This is a genomic window from Escherichia sp. MOD1-EC6021 (assembly GCF_002965245.1).
GTDB lineage: Bacteria > Pseudomonadota > Gammaproteobacteria > Enterobacterales > Enterobacteriaceae > Escherichia > Escherichia coli_F.
The window spans coordinates 84,945-104,022 of the sequence record NZ_PTRU01000006.1; the positions used below are offsets into that span (position 1 = coordinate 84,945).

The following is a 19,078-nucleotide window of genomic DNA, read 5'->3' on the forward strand; positions in this document are numbered from 1 at the left end:
CACAGCAACAGGAACGAAAAATGAAGATAGCGACGATAAAAACTGGGCTTGCTTCACTGGCGATGCTGCCGGGACTGGTAATGGCTGCACCTGCGGTGGCCGATAAAGCCGACAATGCGTTTATGATGATTTGTACTGCGCTGGTGCTGTTTATGACTATTCCGGGGATTGCCCTGTTTTACGGTGGGTTAATTCGCGGCAAAAACGTGCTGTCGATGCTGACGCAGGTGACGGTGACGTTTGCTCTGGTCTGCATTCTCTGGGTGGTTTACGGCTACTCGCTGGCGTTTGGTGAGGGCAACAACTTCTTCGGTAACATTAACTGGTTGATGCTGAAAAACATCGAACTGACGGCGGTGATGGGCAGCATTTATCAGTATATCCACGTGGCGTTTCAGGGATCGTTTGCCTGCATTACCGTCGGCTTGATCGTCGGGGCACTGGCGGAACGGATCCGCTTCTCAGCTGTGCTGATTTTCGTGGTGGTGTGGCTGACGCTTTCTTACATTCCGATTGCGCATATGGTCTGGGGCGGCGGTTTGCTGGCTTCTCACGGTGCGCTGGATTTTGCGGGTGGCACGGTGGTGCACATTAACGCCGCTATTGCAGGTCTGGTGGGCGCATATCTAATTGGCAAACGCGTGGGCTTCGGCAAAGAGGCGTTTAAACCGCACAACCTGCCGATGGTCTTCACCGGGACTGCCATTCTCTATATCGGTTGGTTTGGCTTTAATGCCGGGTCAGCGGGCATGGCGAATGAAATCGCAGCACTGGCATTTGTGAATACTGTGGTCGCAACGGCGGCGGCAATTCTTGGCTGGATCTTCGGTGAATGGGCGCTGCGCGGTAAGCCTTCACTGCTGGGGGCGTGTTCTGGCGCGATTGCCGGTCTGGTCGGCGTGACGCCAGCCTGTGGCTACATTGGTGTTGGCGGCGCGTTGATTATCGGCGTAGTCGCTGGTCTGGCGGGCTTGTGGGGCGTTACCATGCTCAAACGCTTGCTGCGGGTGGATGATCCCTGCGATGTCTTCGGTGTGCACGGCGTTTGTGGCATTGTCGGCTGTATCATGACTGGGATTTTTGCCGCCAGTTCGCTGGGCGGAGTGGGTTTTGCCGAAGGTGTGACGATGGGGCATCAGCTGCTGGTACAGCTGGAAAGTATTGCCATTACGATTGTCTGGTCTGGTGTGGTGGCTTTTATCGGCTACAAACTGGCGGATCTGACGGTTGGTCTGCGTGTACCGGAAGAGCAGGAACGAGAAGGGCTGGACGTCAACAGCCACGGTGAAAATGCCTATAACGCGTAATAAGCACTGCAAAAAACAGCCGGACGGTTTTCACCTCCGGCTGTTTTTTTAATTGTGATTACGCATTACCCCTTCCTGAACGGTCGAGGCAACCAGCACGCCGTCCTGGGTATAAAACTCACCGCGCACAAAGCCGCGTGCGCTGGACGCCGAGGTGCTCTCCACGCTATACAGCAGCCATTCATTCAAATTAAACGGGCGATGGAACCACATGGAATGGTCGATGGTTGCTATCTGAATCCCTGGTTCGAGAAAACCGATGCCGTGCGGCTGTAAAGCTACCGGCAGGAAATTAAGGTCAGAAGCGTAACCGAGCAGATACTGATGAACGCGCAGATCATCCGGTACGCTACCATTTGCGCGGATCCACACCTGACGATGTGGTTCTGCGACATGTCCTTTCAGTGGGTTATGAAACTCCACCGGACGGACTTCCAGCGGACGATCGCAGATGAATTTATCTTTCAGCACTGGCGGCAGCAGGTGCGCCAGCGATTGGGCGATTTGCGTTTCCGAAGGCAGGCCATCAGGCGCTGGCGCGGACGGCATTGTTTTTTGATGTTCGAAACCCGCTTCCGGAGCCTGGAAAGAGGCTGTCATATAGAAAATCGGTTTACCGTTTTGAATAGCAGCAACCCGGCGGGCGCTGAAGCTGTTACCGTCACGCAGCGTTTCGACATCATAAATAATCGGCTTCTTACTGTCGCCTGGGCGAAGAAAGTAGCTGTGAAACGAATGTACCAGCCGCTCTTCAGGGACGGTCTCTTTTGCAGCATACAAGGCCTGACCCACGACCTGGCCGCCAAACACCTGGCGTAAACCTAAATCTTCACTCTGGCCGCGAAAGAGTCCTTCCTCAATTTTTTCCAGATTTAACAATGTCAGTAAATTTTTTAGCGCCTGACTCATATAACTCTCCAGTAACAAAGCTGCCGCAGCAAGCCAAAGTGAGTTGAGTATAACGCAAATTTGCCACTGGTCCGATGGGTGCAATAGTCTGAATTACTAGCCAATTACAGGCAGAAATGCGTGATGTGTGCCACACTTGTTGACGTTACTATTTTGTTAACCACTCTTCCGGCGAGGAAAGTTAGCCCGCTGGTGCATTGATAATAAGGAGAAGTGAATGAAACTCGTGCACATGGTCAGTGGTTTAGCGGTTGCGATTGCGTTGGCGGCTTGCGCAGATAAAAGCGCGGATATTCAGACGCCAGCACCGGCTGCAAATACCTCTATTTCAGCAACACAGCAACCTGCTATCCAGCAACCGAATGTTTCCGGTACCGTCTGGATCCGTCAGAAAGTCGCACTGCCGCCTGATGCCGTGCTGACCGTGACACTTTCTGACGCGTCGTTAGCCGATGCACCGTCAAAAGTACTGGCGCAGAAAGCGGTGCGTACCGAAGGCAAACAGTCACCATTCAGCTTTGTTCTGCCATTTAACCCGGCAGATGTTCAGCCGAACGCGCGTATTCTGTTGAGTGCGGCGATTACCGTGAATGACAAACTGGTATTTATTACCGATACCGTTCAGCCGGTGATCAACCAGGGCGGAACTAAAGCTGACCTGACATTGGTGCCGGTGCAGCAAACCGCCGTGCCGGTTCAGGCCAGCGGGGGCGCAACGACTACCGTACCATCAACTTCACCAACCCAGGTGAATCCGTCTTCGGCAGTTCCAGCTCCTACGCAATATTAAGCGAAGTTAACCCTCTCCGCCCGGAGAGGGTTAGTAGTTCCAGCGATAACGCTGCAAGTCGATTTGCCCTCTTCCTGACACCATCACACCTTCTGCCAGTAATGCCTGTCGCTGACGCTGTAAATCCGGTCCGGTTAGCGAAATGGTGCCGTGGCGATTAACCACCCGATGCCAGGGCAAGGTGCTGCCTTCCGGGAGACGCTTTAACACACCACCCACCTGGCGCGCGGCGCGGGGCGAGCCCGCCAGTTTCGCCACATCACCGTAAGTGGTGACATAGCCTTCGGGAATAGCGGCTACGATTTGCCAGACGCGTTGGGGAAATGAATCTTCTTTTTCCATCTTTTCTTCCTGAGGTAATTTTTCAGCATAATCTGGAAAAACGCCCGAGTGAAGCCGCATTGCGCAAGAAACCAGCATCTGGCACGCAATGGGTTGCAATTAGCCGGGGCAGCAGTGATAATGCGCCTGCGCGTTGGTTCTCAACGCTCTCAATGGGGGCTCTGTTGGTTCTCCCGCAACGCTACTCTGTTTACCAGGTCAGGTCCGGAAGGAAGCAGCCAAGGCAGATGACGTGTGTGCCGGGATGTAGCTGGCAGGGCCCCCACCCATTTCTGCCTCCCCCCGTTTCGTCAAAAAATCCCAACATGGCTAAACTTTAACCACAACTGACGTCGCAAGAATTGTCTGGCTGCGCAGTACGCTTCGGAGGTATGTCTGATGAAGTATGTTGATGGTTTTGTGGTTGCCGTTCCTGCCGATAAAAAGGATGCCTATCGGGAAATGGCCGCTAAGGCCGCGCCATTGTTTAAAGAGTTTGGCGCGCTTCGTATTGTCGAATGCTGGGCCAGCGATGTACCGGATGGCAAAGTGACCGATTTTCGTATGGCGGTGAAAGCGGAAGAGAATGAAGAGGTTGTCTTTAGCTGGATTGAATACCCTTCAAAAGAGGTCCGCGACGCTGCTAATCAAAAGATGATGTCGGACCCACGGATGAAGGAGTTCGGCGAGTCCATGCCGTTTGATGGCAAGCGAATGATCTATGGCGGATTCGAGTCAATCATCGACGAATAGGTAGCGTGACGGGCTGTGCGGCGTGCCGTCAGCCCAAAAATTCACAAATGTTGCTCGGCCCAGCGTAAGAAATCCTCTTTCGGTAATGCCTTGCTATAGAGCCAGCCCTGGCCGTAGTGCACGCCATGCTGGCGTAGCCACTCTTCTTGTTTACTGGTTTCGATTCCCTCCGCTACCATTTTCAGTTTCAGTGTTTTTGCCATTTCGATGATATGTGGCGTGACATTTTTATATTCCAGCGCATCAACGAAAGATTTATCGATCTTCAGAATGTCGACATCCAGATCCTGTAAATAGCTTAAACTTGAATACCCCGTACCAAAATCATCGAGATAAATTTCATGGCCCGCCTCCCGGTAGCGAGAAATTATCGGGGCGCTGGTTTTCGGATCGGCAAACTCGCGTTCAGTGAGTTCAAGCGCGATCTGTCTGGGATTAACCTGATAGTGATTGATCATTTCACGCAGCAATTGCGGGATTTTTTCCGAGGTGAGCACGGTGGATTCAAGATTGATCGAAATATGCTGCTGCGGATGCTGACGCAGCCAGTCGCCCATATCTTCAAAGACACTTTTTATAATCAGTAGCGTCAACGGCTCAGAAAGCCCCGTTTGCTGTGCCAGCGGAATAAAACTATCTGGTGACAACCAACTACCGTCTGTCTGCGGCCAGCGCGCCAGTGCCTCAGCACCGACAATTTTTCCATTGGCTAAGGAGACAATCGGCTGATAGTGCACGCAAATATCACGATTTTCGATAGCATCCTGCAGCCGATGATGCGGTGACTGGATACGGCGCAAAATACGCAGCACAAACATCGCTGCCAGCAGGCCAATCACCAACCCGAGCGGTAACCAAATAAAGACTTGCCGATGCCAGCCTTTCTGCAACATTTTCGTTGAAGCCCAGGTGATGATCGAAATATTCATCTCCGGGAAGGGCTGGATATCGTAAATAATTCCATTATTTTCGATATGCTCACCGGGTGTTTTTTGTAGCCTGGTAATAATTCCCTGAGCAATTTCATCGCTGCTGGTTATGACAACATTATGGGCATTGCCAATAATGGCGGCATCAATTTGCCATGAGCTATAGGGAATGACATCAATAAAGGAAGCGGGGTCGATCATGACGACATAATGTGCCGTTCCTATAGCGACCATGTAACGGATAATGCCTAAATCGTTATGCGATGTTAACCAGACCCGATAACCATCTTTCGAAATTTTACCTGGCTCGGGGAAGGCATCGGGTGGGCTTTCATGCTCCAGAGACGAACACTGGGGAACGTTGTTATCGATATAGACCACTTCCTGAATATAGCGATAGCTGTAAGATACCCGACGCATTTTCATGAGATGGGCTGCGCTACAGGCCGCACCTTGCCACCTTTCCAGCTCCTGCAGAGCATCTTTCCCTTGTATCGCCACCTTATTGGCCCGAATAGCGACGCGGGAGGAATAAGTATTCAGCTCTTCAATAAACGATGTTTGTACTTGCTGATGGGCCAGCCAGATGCTTAAGCCGACAGGCAGTAATACTGAAAGAATCAGTACTCCCGAAATCAGGCTGACCAGATGTCGTGTTCTCACCAGCATATCCTTATTAACACAGTGTAGGGAAAGTATATCTGATTGTGGAAAAAGGCTGGCAGGAGATAAGGAGGTAGAGCTGGTATTTCATGAAGCGATGGGTGGAAACGATCGTTGTCATTTGACCAGGCGTAGAGCTTTACGCCTGGTATGTAATCCTAACTTAAGATGTTGATTCGGCGCGAGCGAGGGTAAAAATATCGTAAAAAGACAGTTCACCTTTACGGACGATCATTTTTTGCAGTTGTTCTTTATGAACATCCGCGACACGCGGAGAGTTCAAGATGGCTTCAACCAGCGCGGCAGGTACAAAGCGCGTGTTGTACCATTCGCCGTTATAGCAAACGCGGAAATCAAGCACGTCGATATCTTCATAGCGGTAGCGTGGGTAGACATCGAAAAAGAAGAAACCATTAAGCAGGATAAATAATACAACCAGTAGCCAGACAGAGCCTGACAGCGTTTCGGACTGCAACATCACCGCCAGGGTGGCAAAAAAAGCAACGTACATACCGATAAACAGCCCCGGATGTTTACGGATAAAACTGATACTAAAGCGGGGTTTGTTGTCGCGTTTTTCGCGGGTATTCAGAGACTCAATCGTTTCGGTCAGCAGGCGTTGTATTTCGGTCATCGTTTGCCTTCGTGGTATCTGCAACTTTCCAGGGAACACCCTATTTTAACGTGGGAATAGTAGAGGGAAAGTAACAGATTTGCCACGATTTTGCATAACAGTTGCGAAAAACAGGTTACAATTTTTTAATGATTCTGGCTGGATTACCGCCCACGACAACATTGTCCGGGACATCTTTTGTGACAACTGCACCTGAGGCTACCACGACGTTATCACCAATGGTCACACCAGGGTTAATGACTGCGCGTCCGCCAATCCAGACGTTATTACCGATGGTGACGGGTTTCCCCAGTTCAACACCGCTATTACGTGCTACAGGGTCGATGGGATGTGTTGCCGTGTAGATATGAACACCTGGCGCTAACATACAGTTATCACCGATGCGAATAGGGCAGACATCAAGCATCACGCAATCGAAGTTGGCGAAAAAATTATTGCCGAGAAAAATGTTATAGCCATAGTCACAGCGAAACGTTGGCTCAATATAAGCCTCTGTCACCTGACCGAATAATTCAGCGAGAATTTGCTGGCGTAATGTTTCCTCTTCCGCCAGGGAATGATTGTATCGGTGAATAAGCTGACGAGCGCGCAGGCGATCGCGAGATAACGTCTCATCTGCCGAGCGATACAACTCACCAGCAATCATCTTTTCTTTTTCTGTGCTCATTACTGACCTCCGGTTGCTGAAAATGCGGCAACACAGTAAGACGAAAAGTCAGTGAAGAGAACGTTCCCATTACGTCTGTGTGATGAAGATCACATAGGGTGCGCCTTCATGGCGATAAAGTATAAAATTCTTAATAAACAGCTGGTTATAGCTCCGAAAGCCAATTATTTATTAGCGAATAAATTTCCATACTGAGGAAGGGATCTTGTCGTACAGTTTATTCATAGTCAATTCGGCGAGGCGGTGATCTGCGGCTGAGTAAAATACCGCCAGTTCATTATCTGATAATTCGTATTTATTTTTCTCGATAACACGCTCCAGCGTGTCAATTGTCTGGCAACGACGCAAACGCATTAAATAATCGGTTTTCGTTAAAGGTTTTTCGGACATACTTCTACCCATGGTTGTAATAATTCTAACAAGATAAACTCGCAGGATTCTCTTTCGTCGCATTGACAAAACAACGGAATAGTCGATTACCTGACTTCCGCCATTTTTGAAGATCCTGCATATTAATACCATAACTACTGAACAACATAAAGGTGTCATCCAGATATTCGTCGATCTGCTCAATGAGCTTATTGTCTTCATTATACTTAATTTTGTAATTAAGTGCGAAGGTCGCAATATGCTCAATCAGTTCATTCAACTGGAGGTTGATCGCCGAGGTTGGGTCGTTAACCCAGCCATGGTTGCTTTCTTCAAGGTTTGCAAGGCAATCATGATACAGGGTTTCACAGAGAAACTTAAGCTGTGCGATATCATGTCTTTTGGGTGAGTATTCATCCATAACGCGTCCCCTTCTTAGCGGTTGAACTAACGGACACCTTTCGGGATGGAAAAAACTTACTGACCTGGACTTGCCCTCTCGTTTGTTAGCTTAACTATAAGCCACTCTTTGCAGGTTTTCATCGCATTATTACGAAAAATTACAAATAGGAAGGAAGCGGGATAGGACTCATTTTTTCATACTAGCACCAACCCGCTGCAGGTAAAAGCAGTTTGCTCGAACTGTTCATAACATTTCAAGATTATCGCCTGATGAAATTGGTCACACTAATACCAGGAATGCTCTGAATATGTCGTAATAACCGAGGAATGAATAAAGAATTACCGCAAATAATTAAGAAAAGCCTCTAAATGATTATGGATTATTAAATCTATTAGCCCTGCTTAATATAAATTAACTAACAATCAGTATTTTTTATGAATTTTATGCGAAGTTAATACTGGTTTTCATATGAGATTCTGAGTTGATTGTTCAGTTCCCCATTCAACTCGTAGGTTATGCATCTAAAAAAGGCCGCTTGCGCGGCCTTAGTGATTACACGTTGTATCAATGATGATCGACAGTATGGCTGTGCTCGATATCTTCATTCTTGCGGCTAAAGCGGCGGCGAACCACCACAAAGAATACCGGGACGAAGAAGATTGCCAGTACCGTTGCGGTCACCATCCCGCCCATTACACCGGTACCTACTGCGTTCTGCGCGCCGGAACCAGCACCAGTACTGATAACCAGCGGCATAACGCCGAGGATAAACGCCAGCGAGGTCATCAGGATCGGACGTAAACGCATCCGCACCGCATCAAGCGTCGCTTCAATCAGACCTTTACCTTCTTTATCCATCAAGTCTTTGGCGAATTCGACGATAAGTATCGCGTTCTTCGCCGACAACCCAATGGTTGTGAGCAGGCCTACCTGGAAGTACACGTCATTGGTCAGGCCACGGAAGGTGGCTGCCAGCAAGGCACCGATAACCCCCAGCGGAACGACCAGCATAACGGAGAACGGAATCGACCAGCTCTCGTACAGCGCCGCCAGACACAGGAACACGACAATCAACGAAATCGCGTATAGTGAAGGTGCCTGGTTGCCGGAGAGACGTTCCTGATAGGACATCCCCGTCCAGTCATAGCCAACACCGGTAGGCAGTTTACTCGCCAGTTGTTCCATCAGCTCCATTGCTTCACCGGTACTTTTACCCGGTGCTGCCTGGCCTAAGATTTCCATGGATGGCAGGCCGTTGTAACGTTCCAGACGCGGCGAACCGTACTCCCAACGAGAAGAGGAGAACGCCGAGAACGGCACCATCTGACCATCAGCAGCACGAACATACCAGTCGCCGATATCATCCGGCAGCATACGGTATTTCGCTTCTGACATGACGTAAACTTTCTTCACACGACCGCGGTCGATAAAGTCGTTCACATAGCTACCGCCCCATGCAGCGCCCAGAGTGGTGTTAATGTCGTTGATAGAAACACCCAGCGCCTGCGCTTTTTCCTGGTCGATATCAATCTTAAACTGCGGGGTATCTTCCAGACCGTTTGGACGTACGCTGGTCAACATATCAGGGTGCTTCGCTGCTTCTGCAAGCAGCTGGTTACGCGCCTGAGTCAGTTTTTCGTGACCAAGGCCAGCCTGGTCAATCAGCTCAAAGTCAAAGCCGGTTGCAGTACCCAGTTCCACGATTGCGGGCAGGTTAAAGGCGAAAACCATCGCATCTTTGATTTGCGAGAAAGCGCGTGTTGCACGCATGGTAATCGCTTCAACTTTGTTTTCTTCGCCCGGACGATCGGCCCAGTCCTTCAAGGAAACGAACGCAATACCGGTATTCTGACCTCGTCCCGCAAAGCCGAAGCCGTTAACGGCGAACACCGACTCAACGTTGTTCTTTTCTTTGGTCAGATAGTAATTCGTTACCTCATTGAGCACTTTCTGCGTACGTTCCTGCGTTGCACCTGCTGGCAGCTGAACCATGGTCATAAATACGCCCTGGTCCTCATCTGGCAAGAAGGAGCTTGGCAGACGCACAAACAGATAGGCCATGCCGACCACGATGATTAGATACAGCACCAGGTAACGCCCCGTACTGCGCAGAATACCGCCTACGCTGTCGGTGTAGTGGTGCGTGCTCTTCTCGAACATGCGGTTAAACCAGCCGAAGAAGCCTTTTTTACCTTCTCCGTGATCGCCTTTGGCAATCGGTTTCAGCATGGTGGCACAAAGAGCCGGAGTCAGAATCAACGCCACCAGTACCGACAGCGCCATTGCTGAAACAATGGTAATAGAGAACTGACGATAGATAGCACCAGTAGAACCGCCAAAGAAGGCCATCGGTACGAATACCGCCGACAGTACCATCGCGATACCGACCAGAGCGCCCTGAATCTGCCCCATCGACTTACGGGTGGCTTCTTTTGGCGGCAAACCTTCTTCCGCCATCACACGCTCAACGTTTTCTACCACAACGATGGCGTCATCCACCAACAGGCCGATGGCGAGCACCATCCCGAACATTGTTAGCGTGTTTATCGAGAAGCCAAAGGCGGCAAGGACGGCAAAGGTCCCAAGCAATACCACCGGTACGGCAATGGTCGGAATCAACGTCGCGCGGAAGTTCTGCAAGAACAGATACATAACCAGGAACACGAGGATGATCGCTTCGACCAGCGTTTTTACCACTTCGTGAATAGAGATTTTCACGAACGGTGTGGTGTCGTACGGGTAAACAATTTTCAGACCCGACGGGAAGAACGGTTCCATCTTCGCCAGTTCAGCACGGATTGCCGCAGCGGTATCCAGCGCGTTCGCGCCCGTCGCCAGCTTGATCCCCAGACCAGAAGCCGGTTGGCCGTTAAACTCTGCGATGATGTCGTAGTTCTCACCACCCAGCTCAATTTTCGCGACGTCACGCAGCAGCACGCGGGAACCATCCTGATTCACTTTCAGCAGGATTTTGCCGAACTCTTCAGTAGAGGTCAGACGCGTCTGAGCAATAATAGAGGCGTTAAGCTGTTGGCCTTTCACCGGCGGCGTACCACCGAGCTGACCCGCCGCAACCTGGGCGTTCTGCGCTTTGATGGCGGTAATGACATCAACCGGCGTTAGCTGGAATTTGTTCAGTTCATTCGGGTTCATCCAGATACGCATCGCATACTGTGAACCGAACAGCTGAACGTCACCCACGCCCGACGTACGGCTGATGGCGTCTTTCATATTCGCCGCCACGTAGTCGGAGATATCCTCCTGCGTCATGGTGCCATCGGTGTTGATAACGCCGACAACCATCAGGAAGCTACTGGACGATTTCTCAACGCTCACCCCTTGCTGCTGTACTTCTTGCGGCAGCAACGGCATTGCCAGCTGCAGTTTGTTCTGCACCTGAACCTGCGCGATATCCGCATCAGTACCAGACTCAAAGGTCAGGGTGATCTGCACGGTACCCGTGGAGTCACTGTTAGAGGACATGTACATCAGGTTATCGATACCATTCATATTCTGTTCGATAACCTGTGTCACCGTGTCCTGCACTGTTTTCGCATCAGCGCCAGGGTAGGAGGCGGAGATCGTTACTGCCGGCGGAGCAATCGTAGGATATTGCGCCACCGGCAGTTTGAGGATCGCCAGCCCCCCTGCCAACATGATGATAATGGCGATCACCCACGCAAAAATCGGGCGATCGATAAAGAAATTAGGCATGTCTTAACGGCTCCTGTTTAAGTTAAGACTTGGACTGTTCAGGCTGAGTACCGCTTGCGGCTTGCTGGTTATTATCAGCGGTAACTTCTTGTGCTTTTACCTGGACACCAGGACGCACTTTCTGCAGCCCACTTATTACTACGCGATCGCCTGCTTTCAGACCTTCTGTCACCAGCCACTTATCGCCAATAGCCTGGCTTGCAACGATCGGACGGGTTTCCACTTTGTCATCCGCGCCTACCACCAGTACGGTAGCATCGCCACGCGGCGTACGGGTTACACCTTGTTGCGGGACTAAAATGGCGTTTGGATTAAGCCCTTCTTCCAGACGTGCGCGCACGAACATACCCGGCAGCAGAGTGTGATCCGGGTTCGGGAAGATAGCGCGTAGGGTGATAGACCCGGTGGTCTGATCGACAGTAACGTCAGAGAACTCCAGCGTACCGTCCTGTGGGAACTTAATGCCGTCACTGGTGATCAGCGACACTTTGGCTTTGCCGTTCTCTTGTTTCAGCGTGCCATTTGCCAGTTCCTGTTTCAGGCGCAGGAAGTCGTTGCTGGACTGAGTCACATCAACGTAGATCGGATCAAGTTGCTGCACGGTTGCCAGCGCAGTCGCCTGACCGTTTTGCACCAGGGCACCTTCCGTCACGTTTGACTTACCAATGCGGCCGCTAATTGGAGAGGTGACTTTGGTGTAAGCCAGATTGATACGCGCAGTTTCAACGGCAGCTTTCGCCGCAGTTACCGCGGCATTCGCCTGTTGCGCATCAGCCAGAGCCTGATCGTACTCTTGCTTACTGATGTACTGCGTACCCAGCAGTTTCTGATAACGATTCACCGTCAATTGCGCGATATTGGCTGCAGCCTGGGCTTTCGCTAAATCGCCTTTCGCACTGTCGTATGTCGCCTGATAGGTCGCAGGATCAATCTGATAGAGAGAGACACCTGCTTCGATGTCGCTACCTTCTTTGAAATTACGCTTCAGGATAATCCCGCTAACTTGAGGACGAACTTCTGCGATCCGGTAGGCACTGGTGCGACCCGGAAGCTCGGTTGTGATCTGCAGAGGTTCAGTTTTGACTGTAACTACGCCAACGGCGGGCATCTGCTGGCCACCTTGTTGGGCCTGTTTGTCGTCACATCCTGTTAGGGCTAAGCTGCCTGAGAGCATCAGAACGACCGCCAGAGGCGTAAACCCTCTGTTTTTGTTCATATGTAAACCTCGAGTGTCCGATTTCAAATTGGTCAATGGTCAAAAGTTAATAAACCCATTGCTGCGTTTATATTATCGTCGTGCTATGGTACATACATTCACAAATGTATGTAAATCTAACGCCTGTAAATTCACGAACATATGGCACGAAAAACCAAACAAGAAGCGCAGGAAACGCGCCAACACATCCTCGATGTGGCTTTACGTCTTTTCTCACAGCAGGGGGTATCATCCACCTCGCTGGGCGAGATTGCAAAAGCAGCTGGCGTTACGCGCGGTGCAATCTACTGGCATTTTAAAGACAAGTCGGATTTGTTCAGTGAGATCTGGGAACTGTCAGAATCCAATATTGGTGAACTAGAGCTTGAGTATCAGGCAAAATTCCCTGGCGATCCACTCTCAGTATTAAGAGAGATATTAATTCATGTTCTTGAATCCACGGTGACAGAAGAACGGCGTCGATTATTGATGGAGATTATATTCCACAAATGCGAATTTGTCGGAGAAATGGCTGTTGTGCAACAGGCACAACGTAATCTCTGTCTGGAGAGTTATGACCGTATAGAACAAACGTTAAAACATTGTATTGAAGCGAAAATGTTGCCTGCGGATTTAATGACGCGTCGCGCAGCAATTATTATGCGCGGCTATATTTCCGGCCTGATGGAAAACTGGCTCTTTGCCCCGCAATCTTTTGATCTTAAAAAAGAAGCCCGCGATTACGTCGCCATCTTACTGGAGATGTATCTCCTGTGCCCCACGCTTCGTTACCCTGCCACTAACGAATAACCCTGAATCTGACTCCAGGATTTTTCCTGGACATTTTCGCCGTTGCTATTCTGGTTCATTGCGTCGTGATATTCTTGCGGTTTGACTTTTTCAGGTCGTTCTTCAGGTTCAGAAACCTTCATTCATCATGACTATGTTCCAGTATTACAAACGATCACGGCATTTTGTTTTTTCAGCATTCATTGCTTTTGTTTTGGTCTTGTTATGCCAGAATGCGGCGTTTGCGCGGGCGCCATCGAATGGTGATCTGCCGACAAAAGCGGACCTGCAGGCACAACTTGACTCACTGAATAAACAAAAAGATCTTTCTGCTCAGGACAAACTGGTGCAGCAGGATCTGACAGATACATTAGCCACCCTCGATAAAATCGATCGCATAAAAGAAGAGACAGTTCAGCTACGGCAAAAAGTCGCTGAAGCGCCGGAAAAAATGCGTCAGGCGACCGCGGCGTTAACAGCACTTAGCGATGTCGATAACGACGAAGAAACGCGCAAAATTCTGAGCACGCTTTCGTTGCGCCAGCTGGAAACTCGCGTTGCCCAGGCGCTGGACGATTTGCAAAACGCACAAAACGATCTGGCGTCTTATAACAGCCAGCTGGTTTCGTTACAGACGCAGCCCGAACGCGTGCAAAATGCGATGTATAACGCTTCGCAGCAGCTGCAACAAATTCGCAGCCGCCTGGATGGCACTGATGTCGGCGAGACTGCCTTACGTCCCAGCCAGAAAGTGTTAATGCAGGCTCAGCAGGCTTTGCTGAATGCCGAGATTGACCAGCAGCGTAAAAGCCTGGAAGGGAACACCGTCTTACAGGATACCTTGCAAAAGCAGCGTGATTACGTGACGGCGAACAGTGCTCGTCTGGAACACCAGTTGCAACTGTTGCAAGAAGCGGTAAACAGTAAGCGCCTGACCTTAACCGAAAAAACGGCGCAGGAAGCCGTCTCTCCGGATGAAGCTGCACGTATTCAGGCTAATCCGCTGGTGAAGCAGGAACTGGAAATTAACCAGCAGTTAAGTCAGCGTCTGATTACCGCGACTGAAAACGGTAATCAGTTGATGCAGCAAAACATTAAAGTCAAAAACTGGCTGGAGCGGGCGCTGCAATCGGAACGCAATATTAAAGAGCAGATTGCCGTCCTGAAGGGCAGCCTGCTGTTGTCTCGTATCCTTTACCAGCAACAACAAACGCTGCCCTCGGCGGATGAACTGGAAAACATGACCAACCGCATCGCGGATTTGCGTCTCGAACAGTTTGAAGTCAACCAGCAGCGTGATGCGCTCTTCCAGAGTGATGCGTTCGTTAACAAGCTGGAAGAAGGCCACGCCAACGAAGTTAACAGTGAAGTTCATGACGCATTACTCCAGGTTGTGGATATGCGTCGCGAACTGCTGGATCAGCTTAATAAACAGTTGGGTAACCAGTTGATGATGGCCATTAACCTGCAAATCAACCAGCAGCAGTTAATGAGCGTGTCGAAAAACCTGAAATCGATCCTGACTCAGCAAATCTTTTGGGTGAACAGTAACCGTCCAATGGACTGGGACTGGATCAAAGCGTTCCCACAAACGCTGAAAGATGAATTTAAGTCGATGAAGATCACGGTAAACTGGGAAAAAGCCTGGCCTGCCGTCTTTATCGCTTTCCTCGCTGGTTTACCACTGCTATTAATTGCCGGGCTGATCCACTGGCGTCTGGGATGGCTGAAAGCGTATCAACAAAAACTGGCTTCCGCTGTGGGTTCCCTGCGTAACGACAGCCAGCTCAACACACCAAAAGCGATCCTTATCGACCTGATCCGTGCGCTGCCGGTGTGCCTGATTATTCTCGCGGTTGGTCTGATTCTGCTAACCATGCAGCTCAACATCAGCGAACTGCTGTGGTCGTTCAGTAAAAAACTGGCGATTTTCTGGCTGGTGTTTGGCCTGTGCTGGAAGGTACTGGAGAAAAATGGCGTTGCCGTGCGTCACTTCGGCATGCCGGAACAGCAGACCAGCCACTGGCGTCGGCAAATTGTCCGCATCAGTCTCGCGTTGCTGCCTATCCATTTCTGGTCTGTGGTGGCAGAACTTTCCCCGCTGCATCTGATGGATGATGTGCTGGGGCAGGCGATGATTTTCTTCAACTTGCTGCTGATTGCCTTCCTGGTGTGGCCGATGTGCCGCGAAAGCTGGCGTGATAAAGAGTCGCACACCATGCGACTGGTCACCATTACCGTACTGTCGATTATCCCGATTGCGTTGATGGTGCTGACCGCCACGGGTTATTTCTACACCACGCTGCGCCTCTCCGGGCGTTGGATTGAAACCGTTTATTTGGTGATCATCTGGAACCTGCTGTACCAGACGGTATTGCGCGGCTTAAGCGTAGCGGCGCGGCGTATCGCCTGGCGTCGTGCGCTGGCGCGTCGGCAGAATCTGGTGAAAGAGGGCGCAGAAGGGGCTGAACCGCCGGAAGAACCCACCATTGCACTGGAGCAGGTTAACCAGCAGACGCTGCGTATTACCATGTTGCTGATGTTTGCGCTGTTCGGTGTCATGTTCTGGGCGATTTGGTCAGATTTGATTACCGTGTTCAGCTATCTCGACAGCATTACGCTCTGGCATTACAACGGCACTGAAGCTGGCGCTGCGGTGGTGAAAAACGTCACCATGGGCAGTCTGTTGTTTGCGATTATCGCCTCAATGGTAGCCTGGGCGTTGATTCGCAACCTGCCTGGTTTGCTGGAAGTATTGGTGCTCTCGCGACTGAATATGCGCCAGGGCGCGTCGTATGCCATTACTACCATCCTTAACTACATCATCATTGCCGTTGGTGCGATGACGGTGTTCGGATCGCTGGGTGTCTCGTGGGATAAACTCCAGTGGCTGGCGGCGGCATTATCCGTAGGTCTTGGTTTTGGTTTACAAGAGATCTTCGGTAACTTCGTCTCCGGTTTGATTATCCTGTTCGAACGTCCGGTGCGCATTGGCGATACGGTAACCATTGGTAGCTTCTCGGGGACGGTAAGTAAGATTCGTATTCGTGCGACAACGATTACCGATTTCGATCGCAAAGAAGTGATCATCCCGAACAAAGCGTTTGTTACCGAGCGTCTGATCAACTGGTCGTTAACCGACACCACCACGCGTCTGGTGATCCGCCTGGGCGTGGCCTATGGCTCCGATCTGGAAAAAGTGCGTAAAGTGTTGCTGAAGGCGGCGACTGAGCACCCAAGGGTGATGCACGAACCCATGCCGGAAGTCTTCTTTACGGCGTTTGGTGCCAGCACGTTGGATCACGAGCTGCGCCTGTACGTGCGTGAACTGCGTGACCGCAGTCGTACTGTCGATGAGCTGAACCGTACTATTGATCAGCTGTGCCGTGAAAACGACATCAACATTGCCTTTAACCAGCTTGAAGTGCATCTGCACAACGAGAAGGGCGATGAGGTGACGGAAGTAAAACGCGACTACAAAGGCGACGATCCGACACCAGCGGTTGGGTAATAACCAAAGGGGGCGACATTTAGTTGCCCCGAGATTACTGACAAAGTGCGCGTTGTTCATGCCGGATGCGGCGTGACCGCCTTATCCGGCCTACGAAACCGCAAGAATTCAATATATTGCAGGAGCGGTGTAGGCCTGATAAGCGTAGCGCATCAGGCAGTTTTGCGTTTGCCCGCAATCTTAGGGGACATTTAGCGGCCCCATTTATTTCTCACTTTTCCGCCTCATCATCGCGCGTTAATTTCTTTTCATAATCGCGTTTTACAATATCCAGCGCACGCAGCACGGTGCGCGCTGGGATCTGATTTTCTTCCAGCAGCACAATCAAATCGACAGCCAGTTTGACATCGTCAGGGGCATTTTCCAGTGACATACTCTCTCCATTGCTAGCGGGTTAAACGCGCTAACCTGTTTTCGATTTTTTCCAGCGCATGGCGGCAGCGTGCCAGGCGCGCTTCATAAGCTTCTACTTCACGATGCAGCGTTTGCTGTTCCACGAGATCGGTCACCCGCGCCAGGCGGGCTTTACGTTCGGCAACCATCTCACGAAGTCGCCGCTCAAAATCCTGATGCTGAATACGTTTACGCTGCCAGCGGGCAATTTTCGGTGGCGCACTGTCCCACTCGCGCAATGACCAGGCGGAGGCTTCACGCGCGATGGCTTCCAGTTGTGCAGCCAGATGTTCCGCCAGCCAGGCCACTTGCGGCAGCTGTTGCTGCTCAACCGCATGACGAAGCGCAGCCAGATTATCGCCCGCCTCATCGAGACAAGCCTGTAGTGTTGTCGCACGGGTCTGAAAAAGGTGCCTGTCAAAACGGGCACTTAGCGTGGCAAATTGCGCTACCGGGGCACAACGCTGACGCAGCGTGGCGAGCTGTCCTTCCAGTTTTTCCAGCAGCAGGGCGGTTTTCACGATAAGACCTCAATGAAAATGATAATTGTTATGCTAAAGTAGCCACTCTGTAAGCTGACAACACTCAATATGCAACGAATCATTTTAATCATCATTGGCTGGCTGGCGGTAGTGCTGGGTACGCTAGGCGTGGTATTACCGGTATTACCGACGACGCCGTTTATCCTGCTGGCGGCCTGGTGCTTTGCCCGTTCTTCCCCGCGCTTTCACGCCTGGTTGCTGTACCGCTCATGGTTTGGCAGCTATCTACGTTTCTGGCAGAAACATCATGCGATGCCGCGCGGCGTCAAACCGCGGGCGATTTTGCTTATTTTGCTCACGTTTGCCATTTCTTTGTGGTTCGTCCAGATGCCATGGGTGCGCATCATGTTGCTGGTAATTCTCGCCTGTTTGCTTTTTTATATGTGGCGAATTCCGGTGATTGATGAAAAGCAAGAAAAGCACTGAAGCACAACAATCGCAGTTGCAATTATTGCGTACAGCCAGTACATTCTGGCGTTTTCGAGCACAGGCGCAGGCGGTCAAAGGTTAAACAACTGTTACTTTTGATACGTTTAAAACGCGCCGTGAGTACCACCGTAACAAGCAGGCATACACTTATGACCGCGACTGCACAGCAGCTTGAGTATCTCAAAAATAGCATCAAAAGCATTCAGGACTACCCAAAACCCGGCATTCTTTTCCGTGATGTCACCAGCTTACTGGAAGACCCGAAAGCTTACGCTCTCAGCATCGACTTGCTGGTTGAGCGTTACAAAAATGCGGGCATTACCAAAGTTGTCGGCACCGAAGCGCGTGGCTTCTTGTTTGGCGCTCCGGTAGCTCTGGGTCTGGGCGTTGGCTTTGTACCGGTCCGTAAACCGGGCAAACTGCCGCGTGAGACCATCAGTGAAACTTACGATCTGGAATACGGCACCGATCAGCTGGAAATCCACGTTGATGCCATCAAACCGGGCGACAAAGTTCTGGTGGTGGACGACCTGCTGGCAACCGGCGGCACTATCGAAGCGACCGTTAAACTGATCCGTCGTCTGGGTGGTGAAGTGGCTGATGCTGCGTTCATTATCAACCTGTTCGATCTCGGCGGCGAACAGCGTCTCGAAAAACAGGGCATTACCAGCTACAGCCTTGTTCCGTTCCCGGGCCATTAATTATCGTCAGTCTTGCGCTGCTCACGCTACGGGCAGCACAAGATGTGCATTCAGCCTCG

At 50.9% G+C, this 19,078-nt stretch carries 18 protein-coding genes and 1 other RNA gene; 8 read left to right on the top strand and 11 right to left on the bottom strand.

Features of this window, described 5'->3' with window-relative positions; all coding sequences use genetic code 11:
- Positions 1–20 precede the first annotated feature (20 nt).
- Positions 21–1,307 carry an ammonium transporter AmtB gene (gene amtB, locus BEB54_RS09125; RefSeq protein ID WP_105277203.1) on the top strand — a complete coding sequence of 429 codons (1,287 nt, stop codon included), beginning with the start codon at positions 21–23 and terminating at the stop codon, positions 1,305–1,307.
- 48 nt (positions 1,308–1,355) lie between these two features.
- On the opposite strand, the gene tesB is transcribed toward amtB, so the two are convergent.
- Positions 1,356–2,216: an acyl-CoA thioesterase II gene (gene tesB, locus BEB54_RS09130; RefSeq protein WP_000075876.1), complete on the bottom strand. Its 861-nt coding sequence runs from the start codon at positions 2,214–2,216 to the stop codon at positions 1,356–1,358.
- 217 nt (positions 2,217–2,433) lie between these two features.
- Here tesB and BEB54_RS09135 point away from each other — a divergent pair, with 217 nt between their 5' ends.
- Positions 2,434–3,006, top strand: a complete 573-nt coding sequence (locus BEB54_RS09135) for a YbaY family lipoprotein (protein ID WP_021566079.1) — start codon at positions 2,434–2,436, stop codon at positions 3,004–3,006.
- Between the two features lie 30 nt (positions 3,007–3,036).
- Here BEB54_RS09135 and BEB54_RS09140 read toward each other — a convergent pair whose 3' ends face one another.
- Positions 3,037–3,348 carry an MGMT family protein gene (locus BEB54_RS09140; RefSeq protein WP_000409907.1) on the bottom strand — a complete coding sequence of 104 codons (312 nt, stop codon included), beginning with the start codon at positions 3,346–3,348 and terminating at the stop codon, positions 3,037–3,039.
- Positions 3,349–3,510: 162 nt separating this feature from the next.
- Here BEB54_RS09140 and ffs point away from each other — a divergent pair.
- Both ffs and BEB54_RS09150 read left to right on the top strand, forming a co-directional pair.
- Positions 3,511–3,607, top strand: an RNA gene (gene ffs / locus BEB54_RS09145) — signal recognition particle sRNA small type.
- A 119-nt stretch (positions 3,608–3,726) separates the two neighbouring features.
- On the top strand, positions 3,727–4,080 hold the full coding sequence (locus BEB54_RS09150; protein ID WP_000878140.1) for a DUF1428 domain-containing protein: 354 nt from the start codon (positions 3,727–3,729) through the stop codon (positions 4,078–4,080).
- A gap of 41 nt (positions 4,081–4,121) precedes the next feature.
- Here BEB54_RS09150 and pdeB read toward each other — a convergent pair whose 3' ends face one another.
- From pdeB to acrA, 7 genes are all read right to left on the bottom strand, one after another.
- Positions 4,122–5,672, bottom strand: coding sequence for a cyclic-guanylate-specific phosphodiesterase PdeB (gene pdeB / locus BEB54_RS09155; protein ID WP_001353400.1), 1,551 nt, complete (start codon positions 5,670–5,672; stop codon positions 4,122–4,124).
- 163 nt (positions 5,673–5,835) lie between these two features.
- A complete protein-coding gene (locus BEB54_RS09160) occupies positions 5,836–6,306 on the bottom strand; it encodes a YlaC family protein (protein ID WP_000136192.1) in 471 nt (156 codons plus the stop codon).
- A 115-nt stretch (positions 6,307–6,421) separates the two neighbouring features.
- Entirely contained in the window at positions 6,422–6,973 is a 552-nt protein-coding gene (gene maa, locus BEB54_RS09165; protein ID WP_105277205.1) for a maltose O-acetyltransferase, read from the bottom strand.
- Positions 6,974–7,144: 171 nt separating this feature from the next.
- Complete coding sequence (locus BEB54_RS09170; protein WP_001291435.1) at positions 7,145–7,363, bottom strand: HHA domain-containing protein; 219 nt, start codon at positions 7,361–7,363, stop codon at positions 7,145–7,147.
- 25 nt (positions 7,364–7,388) lie between these two features.
- On the bottom strand, positions 7,389–7,763 hold the full coding sequence (gene tomB / locus BEB54_RS09175) for an Hha toxicity modulator TomB (RefSeq protein ID WP_000344800.1): 375 nt from the start codon (positions 7,761–7,763) through the stop codon (positions 7,389–7,391).
- A 546-nt stretch (positions 7,764–8,309) separates the two neighbouring features.
- Positions 8,310–11,459: an efflux RND transporter permease AcrB gene (acrB, locus tag BEB54_RS09180; RefSeq protein WP_001132480.1), complete on the bottom strand. Its 3,150-nt coding sequence runs from the start codon at positions 11,457–11,459 to the stop codon at positions 8,310–8,312.
- A gap of 22 nt (positions 11,460–11,481) precedes the next feature.
- Positions 11,482–12,675 (bottom strand): multidrug efflux RND transporter periplasmic adaptor subunit AcrA, encoded by a 1,194-nt coding sequence (acrA, locus tag BEB54_RS09185; RefSeq protein ID WP_001353399.1) that lies wholly within the window; start codon positions 12,673–12,675, stop codon positions 11,482–11,484.
- 141 nt (positions 12,676–12,816) lie between these two features.
- On the opposite strand from acrA, the gene acrR reads away from it, so the two are divergent.
- The gene (gene acrR / locus BEB54_RS09190; protein WP_000101739.1) at positions 12,817–13,464 is read left to right on the top strand and encodes a multidrug efflux transporter transcriptional repressor AcrR; all 648 of its coding nucleotides are present in this window, start codon (positions 12,817–12,819) and stop codon (positions 13,462–13,464) included.
- 127 nt (positions 13,465–13,591) lie between these two features.
- The gene (mscK, locus tag BEB54_RS09195) at positions 13,592–16,954 is read left to right on the top strand and encodes a mechanosensitive channel MscK (RefSeq protein ID WP_105277207.1); all 3,363 of its coding nucleotides are present in this window, start codon (positions 13,592–13,594) and stop codon (positions 16,952–16,954) included.
- 211 nt (positions 16,955–17,165) lie between these two features.
- Here mscK and rsmS read toward each other — a convergent pair whose 3' ends face one another.
- Together rsmS and priC are read right to left on the bottom strand one after the other, a co-directional pair.
- Positions 17,166–17,327, bottom strand: a complete 162-nt coding sequence (gene rsmS, locus BEB54_RS09200; protein WP_000051146.1) for a pleiotropic regulatory protein RsmS — start codon at positions 17,325–17,327, stop codon at positions 17,166–17,168.
- 13 nt (positions 17,328–17,340) lie between these two features.
- Positions 17,341–17,868, bottom strand: coding sequence for a primosomal replication protein N'' (gene priC, locus BEB54_RS09205; protein ID WP_088541926.1), 528 nt, complete (start codon positions 17,866–17,868; stop codon positions 17,341–17,343).
- A 69-nt stretch (positions 17,869–17,937) separates the two neighbouring features.
- Here priC and BEB54_RS09210 point away from each other — a divergent pair, with 69 nt between their 5' ends.
- Positions 17,938–18,315 carry a DUF454 family protein gene (locus BEB54_RS09210; protein WP_001188905.1) on the top strand — a complete coding sequence of 126 codons (378 nt, stop codon included), beginning with the start codon at positions 17,938–17,940 and terminating at the stop codon, positions 18,313–18,315.
- Positions 18,316–18,467: 152 nt separating this feature from the next.
- Positions 18,468–19,019, top strand: coding sequence for an adenine phosphoribosyltransferase (gene apt, locus BEB54_RS09220; protein ID WP_000127356.1), 552 nt, complete (start codon positions 18,468–18,470; stop codon positions 19,017–19,019).
- Positions 19,020–19,078: the final 59 nt, after the last annotated feature.